The organism is Streptomyces tremellae, from assembly GCF_039540215.1.
Lineage (GTDB): Bacteria > Actinomycetota > Actinomycetes > Streptomycetales > Streptomycetaceae > Streptomyces > Streptomyces tremellae.
In genome coordinates, this window is record NZ_BAABEP010000098.1 from 1 (window position 1) to 15,147 (window position 15,147).

A 15,147-nucleotide genomic window follows, 5' to 3' on the forward strand; every position below is an offset into this window, starting at 1 on the left:
ACTCCGAAGGCCGGGCGCCCCATTGCGGGGCCACCAAGAAGGTAATGGGGGGCGCCCCGCACCCGTGGGGCTGCGTGCCGGGCGGCACCACACCCCGGCGCCCCGTGCCCGTGCCCGTGCCCGCCGGACGCCACCCCCCTGAGGCGTCCCGCCCCCAGGGCGTCGCACCCCGGCGATCCCACGCCCGGGGGCGTCACATCCCCGCGGCGCCCTACGCCCCGCTGTCCCCCACGCCCGCCGGACGTCGCACCCCCGTTGGCCCCATGCCCCCGGCGCGCCCCGCTCCCGGGCGCCCCACGCCCCGGGGAACGCCCCGCTCCCGAGCGCCCCACGCCCCGGGGAACGCCCCGCTCCCGAGCGCCCCACGCCCCGGGGACGCCCCGCTCCCGAGCGCCCCACGCCCCGGCGCGCCCCGCTCCCGGGCGCCTCACGCCCCGGGGGCCTCGTGCCAGCGAGTGCGGGCGGCTTCTACCCGGTAGAGATAGTTCGCGTAGGCCTCCTCGTAGGACGCCATGCCCTCGGGGGTGGGGTCGACGACCAGTTCCGGCTTGGTCCACTCGGTGGTGTCGGCGCCGAGGCCGAGGTCCCGGCCGTGGGCGTCGAGTGCGGCGAGCACGGCGCCGCGCGCCCCGGGTTCGGGGCCGCGGGCGACCCGCAGCGGGCGGCCGAGGACGTCGGCGAACACCTGGAGCCAGGGGAGGCTGCGGGCGCCGCCGCCGCAGACGCCGAGCGCCCCGGTGAGGCCGGCCGCCTCCAGGCAGTGCCGGGCGGCGAAGGCGATCGCCTCGCACATGGCCCGTACGAGTTCGGCGCGGGTGGCGCGCAGGTCGAGGCCGGTGAACTCGGCGCGGGCGCGCGGGTCCACGAAGGGCACCCGCTCGCCGGAGGGCGACAGGTAGGGCAGGGCAGCGACGCCCCGGGCGCCGCGCGAGGTCTCGTCCAGCATCCCGGACACCTGCTCGTGGGTGCTGCCCGTGATGCCGAGCACCCAGTCGAGCGCCACGGTCCCGGTCATCGCGGGCAGCGCCCGCAGGTGCCGGTCGGCGCGGTCGGTCGCCAGGTGGAAGCCGACCGGGTCGCCGTCGCGCACGACGTGTTCGGTGACGACCTCGCAGGCCAGCGTGGTGCCGATGATGAGGAGGCCGTCGCCGGGCTCGATGATGCCCGCGCCGAGCGCGCAGGCGGGGAGGTCGTAGGGGCCGGAGCTGACGGGGGTCCCGGCGCGCAGCGCGCTGCGGGTGCGTCCGCCGAGGGCCCGGCCGAGCGGCACGGGGGTGCGCACCGGGGGCAGCAGGTCCGCGCGGTGTTCGATGCCGAGTGCTTCCAGGACCTGCGGGGAGTAGGCGCGGGACGTCGGGTCGAGGAAGGGGACGGAGGCGTCGGAGAGGTCGGTGGATCGTTCGCCGGTCAGTCGGAGGTGGAGGATGTCCTTGCAGCAGGCGGCGGTCGCGGTGGCGTCGAGGGTCCCGGGCTCGTTGCGGTCGAGCCAGGCGAGGAGGGGCCCTGGCGAGCCGGGGAACAGCACATTGCCGGTGTGCCGGAACAGCTGGAGCGCCGTGCCGTCGGCCATCCAGTCGGCGACGAGGCCGCCGGCCCTGCCGTCCATCCACGACAGCGCGGGCCGTACGGGCCGGCCCGCCTCGTCGACCAGCCAGAGCCCGTCGCCCTGGCCGGTCATCGCGACGAGCGCGGGCGGAGCGCCGTCCGCGACCGCGTCGATCACCCGCACGGCGGCGCGTACGACCTCCTCGACGTCCTGTTCGACCCGGTCGCCGCTGCCGCCGAGCGACACCGGCACCGACTCGACGCGCTGGGCCGTGCCGTCCTCGGCGAAGGCCACCGCCTTGGCCACGGACGTTCCCATGTCAAGCCCGACGAACACCGCGCACACCGTGCACTCCTCTCGGCCGCCCCCGCCGGAAACCCCCCGCGTTGATTCTGGGTTCTCACACGACCCGGTGGGCCAGTGGCTCGCCGCGCAGGTAGCGGGCCGCCTCGGCGGCGGCGATCCGGGCCGCGTTGTGGGCGACGGCCGTGTTGGCGCCCGCGAGGTGCGGGGTCATCACGAGGCGCGGCGCCGTGCGGAGCCGGCTGTCGGCGGGCGGCGGCTCCACGGCGAACACGTCGAGTGCCGCGCCCGCGAGGCGCCCGGACTCAAGACCGTCGCACAGGGCGTCCTCGTCGAGCAGGGCGCCGCGTGCGCAGTTCACGACGACCGCGCCGGCCGGCAGCAGCGCCAGCTCCCGCGCGCCGAGGAGCCCGCGCGTCTCGGCGGTGAGACGGGCGTGCAGGGAGACGACGTCGCTGACCCGCAGCAGGTCGTCCAGGTCGGGCACGGGGCTGGCGCCGCTCTCGCGCAGCACCGCGGGATCCGCGTACGGGTCGTACACCAGGACGCGCGCGCCGAAGGCGGTCAGCGCGCGGGCTACCCGGCTGCCGACCGCGCCGCAGCCGACGAGGCCGACCGTGGCGCCGTCGAGGCCGGGCCCGCAGTTCTCGTACGTGTAGAACTCGCCCGCCCAGCGCCCGGACGCCAGCGCGCCCGCCGTCTCCGGGATGCGGCGCATCGCGGCGAGCATCATCGCGACGGTGTACTCGGCGGTGGCGGCGGCGTTGCGGCCGGGCGTGTTGCAGACCTGGACGCCGTGGTCCTTCGCCGCGCCGAGGTTGACGTTGACCGGGCCGCCGCGCCCCACGACGACGAGCCGCAGCTCGGGCGCGGCGTCGAGGACCTTCGCCGTGACGGGCCCCATCTGGGTCAGGCAGATCTCGGCACCGGCGAGCGCCGTGATCATGGTGTCCTCGTCGCCCGATGCCTCGTCCACCTCGGACACCGGCCCGAAGGGCGTCAGCGGCCAGGGCAGCGTCAGCGGGGCGACGGTGTGCCCGTGCCCGTCGCCGAGGGCGGCGGTCAGTTCCCGCGCGAACAGGTCGGGGGCCACGAAGTGGTCGCCGGCGGCCAGGATCTTCATCGGACGAGGGCTCCTTGACGGTGGACGGCTGACGGTGCGGGGCCGCGCGGGCGCGGACGGGGCGTGCAGTGTACGGAGCCGGCGCCGCGCGGGCCCCGCCCGGCACGCGGGGCCGCCGGAATCCGCGCCTGTCACATTCCGTGCCGGGGAAGTCACACTAATCTATGGTGATGCGGCACTGAAGACGCCGAGGACGAAGAGGTGGAGCGGTGGTCGCGGACACGGGCGCGGGCGACGGGCCCGTGTGGCTGGGCGTCGATCTGGGCACGCAGGGGGTGCGCGCGCTGGCGGTCGACACCGCCGGGCGGGTGCGGGGCGAGGGCGCCGCGCCGCTGACGGGGGTGCGGGACGGCGCGCGGCACGAGCAGCTGCCCGCCGACTGGTGGGCCGCGGCCCGGACCGCCGTACGGACCGCCGTGCGGGACCTGCCGGTGCCGGTGGCGGCGGTCGCCGTGTGCGGCACGTCGGGGACGGTGCTGCTCACGGACGGCGACGGCGAGCCGGTTTCGGCGGCGCTGATGTACGACGACGGGCGGGCCGCCGCGCAGGCGCGCCGCGCGCAGGAGACGGGCGCGGAGCTGTGGCGCGCGCTCGGCCAGCGCGTCCAGCCGAGTTGGGCACTGGCGAAGCTGCTGTGGCTGGTGGAAGAGGGCGCCTCACCCGCCGGCCGGCGGCCCCGCGTGTGCCATCAGGCCGACTTCGTCACGGCCCGGCTGGTGGGCGGGCCGGTGGCGACGGACGCGGGCCATGCCCTGAAGACCGGCTACGACACGCGCGGCCGGGCCTGGCCCGTGGACGTGCTGGAGCGCCTCGGGCTCGCGGAGCGGCTTGAGTTCCCCGAGGTCGTGCTGCCCGGCACGGTGCTCGGGGCGGTCGGCGCGGAGGGCGCGGAGGCGACGGGACTCGCCGAGGGTACGCCCGTCGTGGCCGGTACGACGGATGGCTGCGCCGCCCAACTCGCCTCCGGAGCCTGGGAAGTGGGCCGCTGGAACAGCGTCCTCGGCACCACTCTCGTCCTCAAGGGCGTCACCGCTGAGCCGCTGTACGACCCGACGGGCGTCCTGTACAACCACCTCTCCCCCGACGGCACCTGGCTGCCGGGCGGCGCGTCGAGCGTCGGCGCGGGCGCCCTGTCCGCGGCGTTCCCCGGCGCCGACCTGCCCGCGCTCGACCGTGCCGCGGCGGACCGCGAGCCGGCCGGGGTGCTCAGCTATCCGCTGGTGTCGCGCGGCGAGCGGTTCCCGTTCCTCGCGCCGGACGCCGAGGCGTTCACGCTGGGTACCCCGGCGGACGACACCGACCGGTACGCGGCGCTGCTCCAGGGCGTCGCGCTCGCGGAGCGGCTGTGTCTGGCGTACGTGCGTCAGCTCGGCGCGCGCGTCGACGCGCCGGTGGTCCTCACGGGCGGCGCGACGCGCAGCGCGTACTGGAACCAACTGCGCGCGGACGTGCTGGGCAGGCCCGTGATGGTGCCTGAGCAGGCGGGTTCCGCCCTCGGGGTCGCGGTCCTCGCGGCCAGGGGCGCGGGGCGCACCAGGGACGAGGTGCGCGGGATGGTGCGCCGGGCGGCGGAGTTCGCGCCGCGCGGCGCGGCGGAGGGCCGGTTCGACGGGGCGTTCGCCGCGCTGGTGGACGCGCTGGAGGAGCGCGGCTGGCTGCCCGCGGAGACGGCACGATACGCACGGAACGAGGGCTGACGACCATGACCGCACCCCTGCCGGGCCGGACGCCGCGGACGCCCCGCACCCCCGGGACACCGCAGACGGCCCGTATGCCCGGCACACCCCAGCCGCCCCACACACCAGGGACACCCGGTACACCACAGATGCCCCAACCACCCCACCCGCCCCACCCGTCCCGGCCGGGCCAGGCGCCGCAAGACACCGCGGACGCCCCAGCCGCCGCGGACGCCCCGGCCGCCGCGTCCGCCGCCACGCTGTTCCTGGCGCGGCACGGCGAGACGGTCTGGCACGCGGAGAACCGCTACACCGGCAGCAGCGACATCGCCCTCACCCCGCGCGGCGAGGAGCAGGCGGCGGCGCTCGGTGTGTGGGCGGCCGCCGCGGAACTCGACGCCGTGGTCTCCTCCCCGCTGTCCCGCGCCCGGCGCACGGCCGCGCCCGCGCTGCGGGCCACGGACCTGCCCGAGATCGTCGAGGACGGGCTGCGCGAGGTCGACTTCGGCATCGGCGAGGGCCGCACGCTCGCCGAGGTACGGGCCGACCACCCCGAGGCCGTCGAGGAGTTCCTGCGCAACCCGGCCACCAGGCCGCTGCCGGGCGCCGACGACCCGGTGGCCGCGGCCGTGCGGGGCGCGCAGGCCCTGTGGGAGGTCGCCGAGCGGTACGCGGAGGCGCGGGAGGGCGGCGGCCGGGTCCTGGTGGTCGCCCATAACACGCTCTGCCGGCTGGTGCTCTGCCATCTCGTCGGCATCCCGCTCGACGAGTACCGGCGCGTCCTGCCGGGGCTGCGCAACTGCGCGGTGACGGAGGTGCGGATGCGGCTCACGGACCGCCGCGCCGCGCTGCTCTCGTACAACGTCCCGACGTGACGCGCGAGTCCGACGTGGGGGCCCGGCGCGCGAGTCCGACGTACGGGCCCGAGACGCGAGTCCGACGTACGGGCCCGGGCGCGAGTCCGACGTACGGGCCCGGGCGCGAGTCCTCGGCGCGTGTTCTAGGCGCGGGGGGCGCGCTGGGCGGGGAAGCCGTGGCGCAGGACGGCGGTGGTGCCCGTGCGGTCCGCCGCGAGGGCGCCGGCGAGCCGGCGGGCCAGCTCGTCCGGGACGAGTGCGAGCGCCTCGGGCTCGGCGCAGAACCTGGCCTCGCGGATCTCCTCGGCCTGGAGGCGGAAGCCGCCCCCGGGCGCGCGGACCGGCTCGGTGGCGTACACGAACGCGAGGATCGTGCGCCCGTACACCCTCGCGGGGACGGTGTCCATGACGAGGAGCCGCCCGGGGCGCACGTCGAGGCCGAGTTCCTCGCGTACCTCCCGCACCATGCCCGCCGCGGGCTCCTCGTCCTCCAGCATGCCGCCCGGCAGGTCCCAGCCGTCCTTGTACGTGGGGTCGACCAGCAGGATCCGCCCGTCCGCGTCCCTGATCAGGGCGTCGGCGCAGGCCGCGGGGGACGAGTGCGCGGCCAGGTAGACCGCGAGTTCGGCGTCGGCTCCTGCGCGGGCGGCGGGCCCGGTCCCGCGGTCTGCGGCGGTGGGGGCGGCGGCGGGCGAAGGCTGCATGGCGGGCGCTCCTACGAGTGGGCTGTGGGGCGGACGGGATGCTGCACCCAGCGCAACACCGCCGCCCCCGCCATCGGTACGCCCACTTTCGGCCGTTGATGCACCACTTCCCGGCCCGTGCCGCCGGGTGGTGCCAAGACGGTTGCCCGCGACCGGCCGACGCCTCGGCGGCCCGCGCCGCGGCGGCCCGCCCGCCCGTGCCGCACGCCGGGGGAGGACGGCTGCCTCACGACGGCGCGGGCCGGTCCCGGCGGCGTCACGAGGTCACCGTTCGGACGGGTCGATCTCCTCCGCTTCGATCATCTCGTAGGCGATCTCCTGCGCCTGGCGCCCCCAGAGGCGTTCCGTGGTCCAGACCCGGTTGGTGACGCGGAAGCGGGCGCCCGGCAGGAACGCCACCTCGGCCTCGTGCGGGTAGTGCGAGAAGGCCGAGATGTCCCGGCCGTGGCCGCCCTTCAGACGCAGCCGCAGCAGCACCGGATGGCTGGTGCCTGTGACCTTGTGGTGCCCCACGAACTCCAGGGCCTTGTCCCGCAGCAGAGTGGCGCTGCTGAGGTCGTTGAACGTGATGACGTCGGCGTTGTAGCCGGTGGACAGCAGCTTGAGGAACGGGCTCGCCACACCGTCGCCGCCCATGGCCCAGTTGCCGCGCCACACCGTCACGTCCCGGACGGGCGGCAGGGCGCTCAACGCGTCCACGACCATCTCGGCGTGTATCCGGGTCTCGGTGACGAGGGAGGGCAGCAGCTCGTCCACGCGGGCGTACATCGCGGCCCTGCTGCGCGCCGTCAGCTGCTTGATCTGCGGCGGGCCGATGAGATTGCCCAGGTCCCGCACGTGCGCGGCGAGCAGTTCCGCCATCCGCTGGTCCGCGAACAGCATCGCGGAGTGCGTCGGGGACGCCTGGGGCTCCAGGCGGCTGTCGACGGCCCTGCGGAAGACGGTCCGCAGCGCCGCCGGCGTCGGGTCGGGCAGCACGCCGTGCCCGCCGGCGAACCGTACGGCCTTCAGCACCGTGTTGATCGGCACGAAGTCCTCGCCGGTGAAGGCCCTCAGGGCGTAGAGGTGGGCGGGGCTGACGCGCTCCACCAGCTCGCGGGCCGTCAGCTTGTTGCGGGCCAGCCACATCCGCGGGTCCCACGGGTCCCGGCTCGACGCCAGTGCACTGCCCCTGGCCATCTGCACGAGGCGCTGGTGGAGGGCGTCGGCCTTCTCGCGGTGCGCGGCCGTCGGGGCGCCGAGGCCGCCGTCCGCACGACCGCGGCGTACCAGGTCGCGGTAGACGGTCTCGTGCGGCAGCTGGCCCGCGGGCGAGACCGAGCGCAGCCGGTGGCGCTCGAAGCCGAGGCCGAGCGAGGCCAGGCTCCGGTACATGGCGGCGCCGTCGCTGAGTTCGAGCGGGGCTCCGTCGCGGGTGCGCAGCCCGGCCATCTGCGCGCCGCGGAGCATCTCGTACAGCGAATGGTCGTCGTGCACCCCCATCCAGCCGATCAGGCCCTTCAGAAAGAGCGCAGGGTCGATGCCGGTGTTCAGCCACCGGAAGGCGCTGAGCATGAGCGCCGCCGTCCCCGACACGCCCGTCAGGGTCTTGATGCCGCGCGCTCGCAGTCCCGCCGCCCAGGCGGAGGTGTCGACCGTGAAGCGGGTGTGCCCTTCCTCCCACATGACGGGGAATTCCGGCCCGGACTCGCCGTCCCGCAGGTCGCTCTCCCGCAGGCTGAGGACCTCCGTCCGGCCCGTCCCCGCGGCCTTCGCCTCACCGTCGACGACGGTGAGGCGCTCCTTGCCCAGCAGGTAGGCCGACTCCCGCTCGCTCAGGCCCGCTCCTCGGCCGCGGTAGAAGCCCGGGGTGCGGCGCAGACCGGACTTGGCGTCCTCGTCGTGCCACACCCGGGTCGCGCGGCTCGCGAGGAGCTCCTTGCCGTCGGTGAGCCAACTGTCGTTGTGCGAGATGAGGTTGCCGAGCGCGAACGGGTCGCCCGCGCGGAAGAGGTGGGCGTGCCCCGGCGACAGCAGCGAGGTCGCGCCCTGGGCGCCGAACCGGAACCGCCCGGTGGTCAGGGAGCTGTGGTAGGCGCGCAGGCTCTCCTCGTCCAGGCCGAGGGCTCGCACCCGGTCCCAGTCCTGTGCGCCGAGCAGGTGGGTCAGCACCTTCCGCAGCGAGAACTCCGCTTCCTCGTTGTCGTAGGCGGCGTTGTAGAACGCCGTGAACATCTCCCGGGTGCTGCCGTTCTCCAGCAGGTCGTCGACCTCGTCGGGCGACAGCGCTGTGCCGACCTGCCCGGCGTACGAGGCCTCGTCGCGCAGGAACGAGCGGCGCACCTCCTGCGGCTCCGCGCCGGAGTGCTGCACCAGTACCTCGGACAGCCGTCGCAGGCCCTCCGAGACCGCCCTCTTGACCTGGGGGTCGGCATAGGCGTGCGCGGCCAGGTCCTGCTCGAACGCGGTGGCCGCCGCCTGCCAGCCCGGCGTGTCCACGAACGGTGAGCGGGCGAACGGCCGGGGCACGGACGTGACGGCCGGGGCGCCGAACTCGGGGGCGGTCCCGGCCGGATCGGTGGACCGGTAGAGACCGTCGTCGTAGTGGCCCGCGCCGAGCACCGGCACGCCCGAGGGGTCCTGCGCATGGGCCCACACCCGGGCTCCGGGGGCGACGGGAGGCACGCCGGGAGCGAGCGGGGAGACCGTGCCGCGCTGCAGGTCGGCCACGACGATCCCGCCGGAGGTGTGCAGCAGCGAGACGGCGTGGCCGACCACTCCCTCCTCCGCGGTGAGGACCAGCGCCCTGCTGCCCGGCCCCTGCGCGCGCACCAGCGCGGCGACGGAGTCCAGCCCTTCCTGGCCGGTGCCGTGGCGCAGGGCGGCGCCGTGCCGTTCCTCCAGCCGCCACACGGCGCGGCTCTCGGGCTCGGGCCGCTCGCTCGCGCCCGCCACCCGCGGGCGGCCGTCCAGCGTGTCCCACAACGCGAGGTTGGATTCGAGGCAGTTGACGAGGTCGGCGCTCGGGTTGACCGCGCGCAGGAGACCGGGCGTGACCGTCAGACGTCCCTCCGCGTCGCGGGGCGTCTGTGCCACGACCGCGTCGAGGGCGGCGCGTTCCCCGGCGGTCGGCGGGACGAGGCCCCGCTCGCGCAGCACCTCGTCGCTGTCCCTGACCGCGCCGCGCGGGCGCTTGGCGGCGCGCACGTCGCCGTCAGCGCGCTCGGAGTCCTGCGCGGGCGCGCCGTCCTGGTCCTCGGGGCGGTGCGCGACCGCGCTGCCGGAGTCGCCCTCACCCTCCTCGCGCGGGCGCTTCACGCCCGCCGCCGGCTGCGCGGTGCCGCGTACGTCGTCGGACCTGTGGCCGGTGGCGTCCGCGGGCGCCACCGGGCGGTCGGGGCGGCGGACGTCGATGGTGAGCACGGTGCCCTGCCAGGGGTGCTGCGCGCCCGGCGGGGTCTCGAAGCCGGCCGAGCGCGCCGTGACGGCGAAGTCGTCGGCCGTCAGCGGGTGTTCGTTGCCCCCGGCCCTGAGCCGGTCGAGGTGGGCGCCGAGCGCGTCGCGGAACGCGGCCACGACGCCGCCCGCGCGCTCCTGGCCGACCCGCAGCGCCTCGCCGAAGTGCGGCTGGCCGCCCCCGCCGCCGGTGCCGGTGTCGTAGCCGGTCACGGTGACCGCGGGCAGGTGCGGGTGCCCCTTCGCGCGCATGGTCAGGGCGGTCCTCGCCAGGGTGCCCGCGAGCGTGTCCACGTCCGTACGGAGGCTGTCGGGCAGCCGGACGGAACCGACCGCGAACTCGGTGGCACGGGTGGCGAGCCGCTGCGTCCAGGCGTCCTGCCCCGGCGGCACGGGCGCGGGCCGGGAGGCCGCCGGTGCGTGCTCCTCCCCCTCGTGCGCCTGGCGCGTGGCGCCGTGCGCCGTGGCCTGGGCGCCCTGTGCGGCCGAGCCGTCCACGACCGCGTGGGCGGTGACATCCGCGTCGCGGCCTGCGGCAGCGTCCTGCTGCCCGGCGTCGAGCGACCGCTCGTGCAGGGCCTCGGCGGCGTCCTGCGCCGCGTCGTCCCGTACGGCGTCCCGGCCCCCCGCGTCCCCGGCCGGGACGGGCGCCTCACGGACCGATGCGTCCCCGGCCGGGACGGGCACGTCCTCGCCCCGGACCTGCGCCTCACGGACCGATGCGTCCTCGACCCGCGCGTGCTCCGTCGGCGCGTCCTCGACCCGCGCGTGCCCCGCCGGCGCGTGCTCCGCCGCGGCCTCCGGCAGCGCCGCCGTGTAGTGGCGGCCCGCCAGGTGGAGGACGACGTGCGGGAGAGTGGCGTGGTCCGTGGCCTGCGGGGCGAAGTCCTCGTACGTGCCGTCGTCCCGTACGACCGTGACCCTGGCGCCGAACACCCGGGCGGCGAGCGCGGGGAGGATGTCGGCTGCGCCGTGGTCCCAGCCGTCCGCGGTGCCGGGGGCGTGCTCCCCGGACGCGGGGACCGTGCCGGGCCTGCGCAGCTGGGCGACGGCGAGCGCGGTGCGCTCATCCTCGCTCAGCACCTCGTGCAGCGGCATGCGGTGTGTCGCGGCGAACTCGGCCCCCTGCCGGGAGGTGCGGGCGAACCGCAGGCCCGCCCCGGCCGCCTCCGCCCGGGTGAACGTGTCGTCCGTGTCGGGCGAGACGAACGCGAGCAGATCCGCGTGGTCCGGGTCGGTGAGCCGGTCGGCGAGAAGGGCGCGCAGCGCGGTGCCCGCGTGCTCCGCCTCGTCGGCCGGGACGGACCCGGCCAGGCGCGCCGGGTCGGCGTGGCCGAGGCCGAGCGCGAGCGACCGGTAGAAGCCGTCGCCGTCGCGCGGCACGTCCCGCACGGTGTACGTGGTGCCGTCCGGCGCGGTCAGGCGCGGCGGCAGGCCGTCGGCGCCGGGCTCGACGGTGTAGCGCGGGCGGTCCTGCGGGGCGGTGTGTTCCGGCGCCGCCTCGTACGCGACGTGTGCGGGCTCGGGGATGCCCGCGCGCTGCTCCTCGGGCAGCCGGTGCCAGCGGGTGAGGCGGTCGGCGGCGAGCCGTACGCCGTGGAAGTCCGCCGCGGCGCGTTCCGCGGCGGCGCGGCCCGTGCCGAGCGCCTCCCAGCGCTCCCGCATGACGCGGGCGACGTCCCGCACCCGCGCGGCCCGCGCCCGCACCTGCTCCCGCGCGGCCCGCTCGCCGGCCACGTCGCCTTCCGCGTGGGCCCGGCCCAACGTCGCCTTGGCGACGGTGAGTTCGCGGCGGGCCTGCGCGTGGTCCTGGCGCAGGTCCTGGAGTTCGTGCCGGACCTCCCAGTACGCGGTGTCCGCGGCGGCCCACGCCTCGCCGGCCCGCTTGACGCCGTCCCAGGCGGCGGCGACGTGCTCGGGGAAGGTGGTGTCGTCGACGAGGCCGAGCTCGCGGGCGACGTCCTCCCGCACCCACGCCAGGACGTGCGTGTCGGACTCCACGGCCTGCGGGCCCGGCTTCACAGGACCGAACGGGCCCAGGTTCCGCGACATCCACGAACCCACCGCACCGTCCTTGAACGTGCGGTGCACGTCCGCGACACCCAGCCACTTCGTCGGAACCGCGAACAGGAAGGCGCGGCCCTCCGCCGCCTTGACCGTGACCTGGCCGGTGTCGAGGGCGCCGAGGCGCCTGCTGTCACCGGCGGTCGTGGTGGTGTCGAGGCTCTGGAGCACGGGCTGCGCCGCGCCCGCGGCGTCGCTGACGATCGCGACCGGGCCACCGCCCACGGTGTTCTGCTGGCCGCCGCCGCGCACCACGGACGCCTCGGTGCTCGCGCTGGTGCGGGAGTCGGTCTCCATCCCGGCGGCGGGCGCCACGGCGATCAGCCGCGCCGCGCCCAGGTCAGGGCGCGCGTACAGCCGGTAGGCGCCCTCGGCGCCACCCGCGAAGGTGTCCTCCGAGAGGCCCGCGACCTGGTAGCCGTCCTCCTCGACCGCGTCGGAGAAGAACGCGGCGAGCGAGACCGGGGCCTGCCCGTCGTGGAGGGCGAGGGCGGAGGCCGTGCCGGGCCTGGTGAGGCCCGAGTCGTGCGCCTTGGCGAGCGCGCGCTCCAGCGTCTCGCCCTCCAGGTGCCCGCCGCCGCGCACCGCGGAACCGAGCGACGTGCCGTACGCCTTCGCCACCGCCAGGTCACCCGCCGCCCGCAGGTTGGCCGCGCCGGTGACCTGGCTGACGTGGAAACCGGTCGGCGGGAACGCGAAGGGCTCGCCCTCGCCGTCCGCGGGGGCCGCGGCGCGCCACCGGTCGATGTTCTCCGGGGTGACGTCCTGCGGCCGCCACAGGGTGACGCCGGCCCGCTGCTCGACAGGGACGGGCGCGTCGAGCACGTCGGCCGTGGTCTCGCGGCCGGTCTCCTCGGTGTGTCCGGCCGTCGAAGTGCCGTCCGCCACGGGGGTGCTGAGGCTCAGCGGGACCTGGTCCCTGATCTCGCCCACCGGGCCCTCGGACCGCACGGTCCGCCCGTCGCCGAGGTCGAGCGTCAGCCTGAGCCGGTAGCCGGTGAGGTACTCGGCGTGCGGCTCGTTGGCGTAGAAGACGCTGTTGCGGCTGCGCACGGTGGCGTTGCCCGCGGCGGTCTGCCGGCTGCTGGAGCCCTGCTCGCCGTAGGTGGGGCCCGCGGCGGGGACGACACGGGCGCCGGTACCCGGCGTCTCGGCGACCTGGACACCGAGCGCCCTGGTCGTGGTCCTGGCCCGCGTCACCTCGCTCGTCTCGGTGGCGCCGCGGCTCTCCGCGAGCAGCGTGCCATGGTGGAGGCCGTCGAACTCCGCTTCGCCCGGCAGCAGTTCGGCCCTGAGCTGCAGGGTCCTGCCGCCGATGCGCACGGTGCCGACGCCGGGGCCGCCGACGCGCAGGCGCGACTCGGTGCCGCCGGACGCCAGCCGGTCACGCAACGCCCGCAGCGCGCGCGGGGTGTTGAGGGAGCGTACGAGGTCCCGGCTGGCGTCGTCCGCGCCGAGCGACTTGATCTTGCGCTCGAACTCCGCGACGACGTCGCCCGCGTCGAGGGAGTTGACCGGGTACGAGCCGAACGGCGATTCCCGCAGCCAGCGCGGCTGCCGCCACTGCTTCGCCCGGTACAGCGGCACGTCGCCGAGCCGGTCCCGCAGCAGCCCGATCCGGTGGGCGGTCTTCTCCGAGACGTGTCCCACCCAGTCGGAGCCGAAGGTGAGCCGCCTGCCCACCCACAGGCTGCGCGCGCGGGTGGCCAGCGCGTGCAGCGGGGCGAGCAGCCCGTCGCCGCGCACCGTGCCCGCGATGTCGTGGGTCGTGTCGCCGACCACCAGGATCTGGTGGCTGGTCTCCACCGACGTGACGTCCGCGGAGATCGTCCGGTTCACCGACCGGGTCACGGTGTTCTCGCGCCCGAAGGCGCCGGCCAGGCCGTACGTCCCCGACACGCTCCCGCCCACGGGGTGGCTGTGCGAGGCGTTGCCCGCCAGCGCGAGGGTGAAGGTGTGGGTGGTGGTGACGGCGCCCGACGCCTGGGTGTCCGAGCTGAGCGAGCGCTCCGTCTCGATCCGCATCGGCTCGGAGGCCGCGGTGACGTTGCCGACGACCGCGCGGTGGACGAGGGCGCCCAGGCGGTTCAGGTAGGGGCCCTGCCCGAAGAGGCCGTTGGTGGGGTTGCCGGCCGCGGCGGAGAGCAGGTCGTAGTCGGCGGTCAGGGCGTGCGGCTGGAGCGGGCGCACCATCATGCTGTGCGCCGGCGCGCCGACCTGCTTGAAGAACCAGGAGCCGCCCGAGGTCTCGCGCATCACCTGCTCGACGCCGCTGACCAGCTCCCGGTGGGCGCCCACGCCGACCGTGCTGAACGGGTGGCTGCCGAAGGGGGCGGCCTCGGCCGGCGGGGCGTTGCGCGGGTCGCCGGTCGCCAGCGCCCTCGCCTCGGCGGCCGTCAGGCGCCGCTCCGTGAAGGCCGGGGTGTGCCGGCCCGTGCCGAAGGCCCGGTAGGCGCCGGGCGACAGGGCGTGCTCCGAGGCAACCGCGAGCAGCACCCGGCCCGCGACGGCGTCGCCCGCCGTGCCGCCGACGAGGTCGGTGCGCGGCTCGTCGCGCACGAACATCTGCGCGGCCAGCACGCCGAGGGACGCGGTGCCGCGCCACAGGTGCCGGAAGCGGCGGTATCCGCCCATGGACGCGGAGAGCTCGATGCGGTAGCTGTGCAGGTGGGACGGGGAGGTGCTGCTGCTGAGTGCCTCGACGGACGCGGTGGAGCCGTAGCCCGTCCTGTGCCCGGTCTGCCGGCCCCAGCGCGGCCCCACTTGCAGCGTGCCGCTGTTGTTGGGCCTGCCCACGAGGTCGTGCTGGGCCGCCCGCACCTGGAGGGAGCCCTCCAGGCCGCCGTCGTAGCCGCGCACGACGTTGCGGGAGCCGTCCATCCGCTGGGTGGCGGGTGAACTGGTGCGCACGTGCAGGTCGTTCTGCGTGCCCTCGTAACGGCGGTCGGTGAGGGCGCCGTCGATCCACAGGTAGCGGTGGGCGCGCTGGAAGCGTCCAGGGCCCACCAGGTCGACCCGGACGCCGGTGGTGACGAGCGCCTCCAGATTGCCCGCCATGCTGTGGTGCGACAGTGTGTTCACCACGTCCAGGGTGTTCTGGAGCGCGGTGCGGTAGTGGTCGCGGCCGTGCCACCTGGGGTCCGCGGGGTTGGCGAAGTCGGCGAGCGGCGCGATCATGTCGGGGTGCTTGGCGGCGGCGGCCGCGAGCACCTTCTCCGTGAACTCGTCGAGCAGCGTGGGCCGCGGCCTTGGCCGTGCCTCCGCGACCACCGGGGCGTCGTCCTGCGGCGCCGCCTCGTCGCGCTCTCCGGTCCTCTCGGCCGCCCCGGTCTCCTCGGGCGGGGCGGTGTCGGGCGACGGGCGGTCGAGCTCGGCCTCGTGGACGAACGCCTCCGGGCGGCTCAGCCCCAGCACGGTCGGATGGTCCTTGGCCAAGTAG

The 15,147-nt window shown here is 76.3% G+C and carries 6 protein-coding genes; 2 read left to right on the forward strand and 4 right to left on the reverse strand.

Features of this window, described 5'->3' with window-relative positions:
- Window positions 1-427: 427 nt before the first annotated feature.
- Together ABEA77_RS32430 and ABEA77_RS32435 are read right to left on the reverse strand one after the other, a co-directional pair.
- Window positions 428-1,882: an FGGY family carbohydrate kinase gene (locus ABEA77_RS32430; protein ID WP_345655534.1), complete on the reverse strand. Its 1,455-nt coding sequence runs from the start codon at window positions 1,880-1,882 to the stop codon at window positions 428-430.
- Window positions 1,883-1,946: 64 nt separating this feature from the next.
- Window positions 1,947-2,972: a 2-hydroxyacid dehydrogenase gene (locus tag ABEA77_RS32435; RefSeq protein ID WP_345655536.1), complete on the reverse strand. Its 1,026-nt coding sequence runs from the start codon at window positions 2,970-2,972 to the stop codon at window positions 1,947-1,949.
- A 209-nt stretch (window positions 2,973-3,181) separates the two neighbouring features.
- On the opposite strand from ABEA77_RS32435, the gene ABEA77_RS32440 reads away from it, so the two are divergent.
- On the forward strand, window positions 3,182-4,669 hold the full coding sequence (locus ABEA77_RS32440; protein WP_345655538.1) for an FGGY-family carbohydrate kinase: 1,488 nt from the start codon (window positions 3,182-3,184) through the stop codon (window positions 4,667-4,669).
- Window positions 4,670-4,797: 128 nt separating this feature from the next.
- Complete coding sequence (locus tag ABEA77_RS32445) at window positions 4,798-5,523, forward strand: histidine phosphatase family protein (protein WP_345655540.1); 726 nt, start codon at window positions 4,798-4,800, stop codon at window positions 5,521-5,523.
- A 125-nt stretch (window positions 5,524-5,648) separates the two neighbouring features.
- Here the strand turns inward: ABEA77_RS32445 and ABEA77_RS32450 are convergent, their stop codons facing one another.
- Both ABEA77_RS32450 and ABEA77_RS32455 read right to left on the reverse strand, forming a co-directional pair.
- Entirely contained in the window at window positions 5,649-6,209 is a 561-nt protein-coding gene (locus tag ABEA77_RS32450; RefSeq protein ID WP_345655542.1) for an NUDIX domain-containing protein, read from the reverse strand.
- Window positions 6,210-6,473: 264 nt separating this feature from the next.
- On the reverse strand, window positions 6,474-15,122 hold the full coding sequence (locus ABEA77_RS32455) for a toxin glutamine deamidase domain-containing protein (protein WP_345655543.1): 8,649 nt from the start codon (window positions 15,120-15,122) through the stop codon (window positions 6,474-6,476).
- Window positions 15,123-15,147 lie beyond the last annotated feature (25 nt).

What these genes read in the sequence shown, in the direction of transcription:
- ABEA77_RS32450 (WP_345655542.1), bottom strand. Translation starts at nt 6,209, where the DNA reads ATGCAGCCTTCGCCCGCCGCCGCCCCCACCGCCGCAGACCGCGGGACC.
- ABEA77_RS32445 (WP_345655540.1), top strand. Translation starts at nt 4,798, where the DNA reads ATGCCCCAACCACCCCACCCGCCCCACCCGTCCCGGCCGGGCCAGGCG.
- ABEA77_RS32435 (WP_345655536.1), bottom strand. Translation starts at nt 2,972, where the DNA reads ATGAAGATCCTGGCCGCCGGCGACCACTTCGTGGCCCCCGACCTGTTC.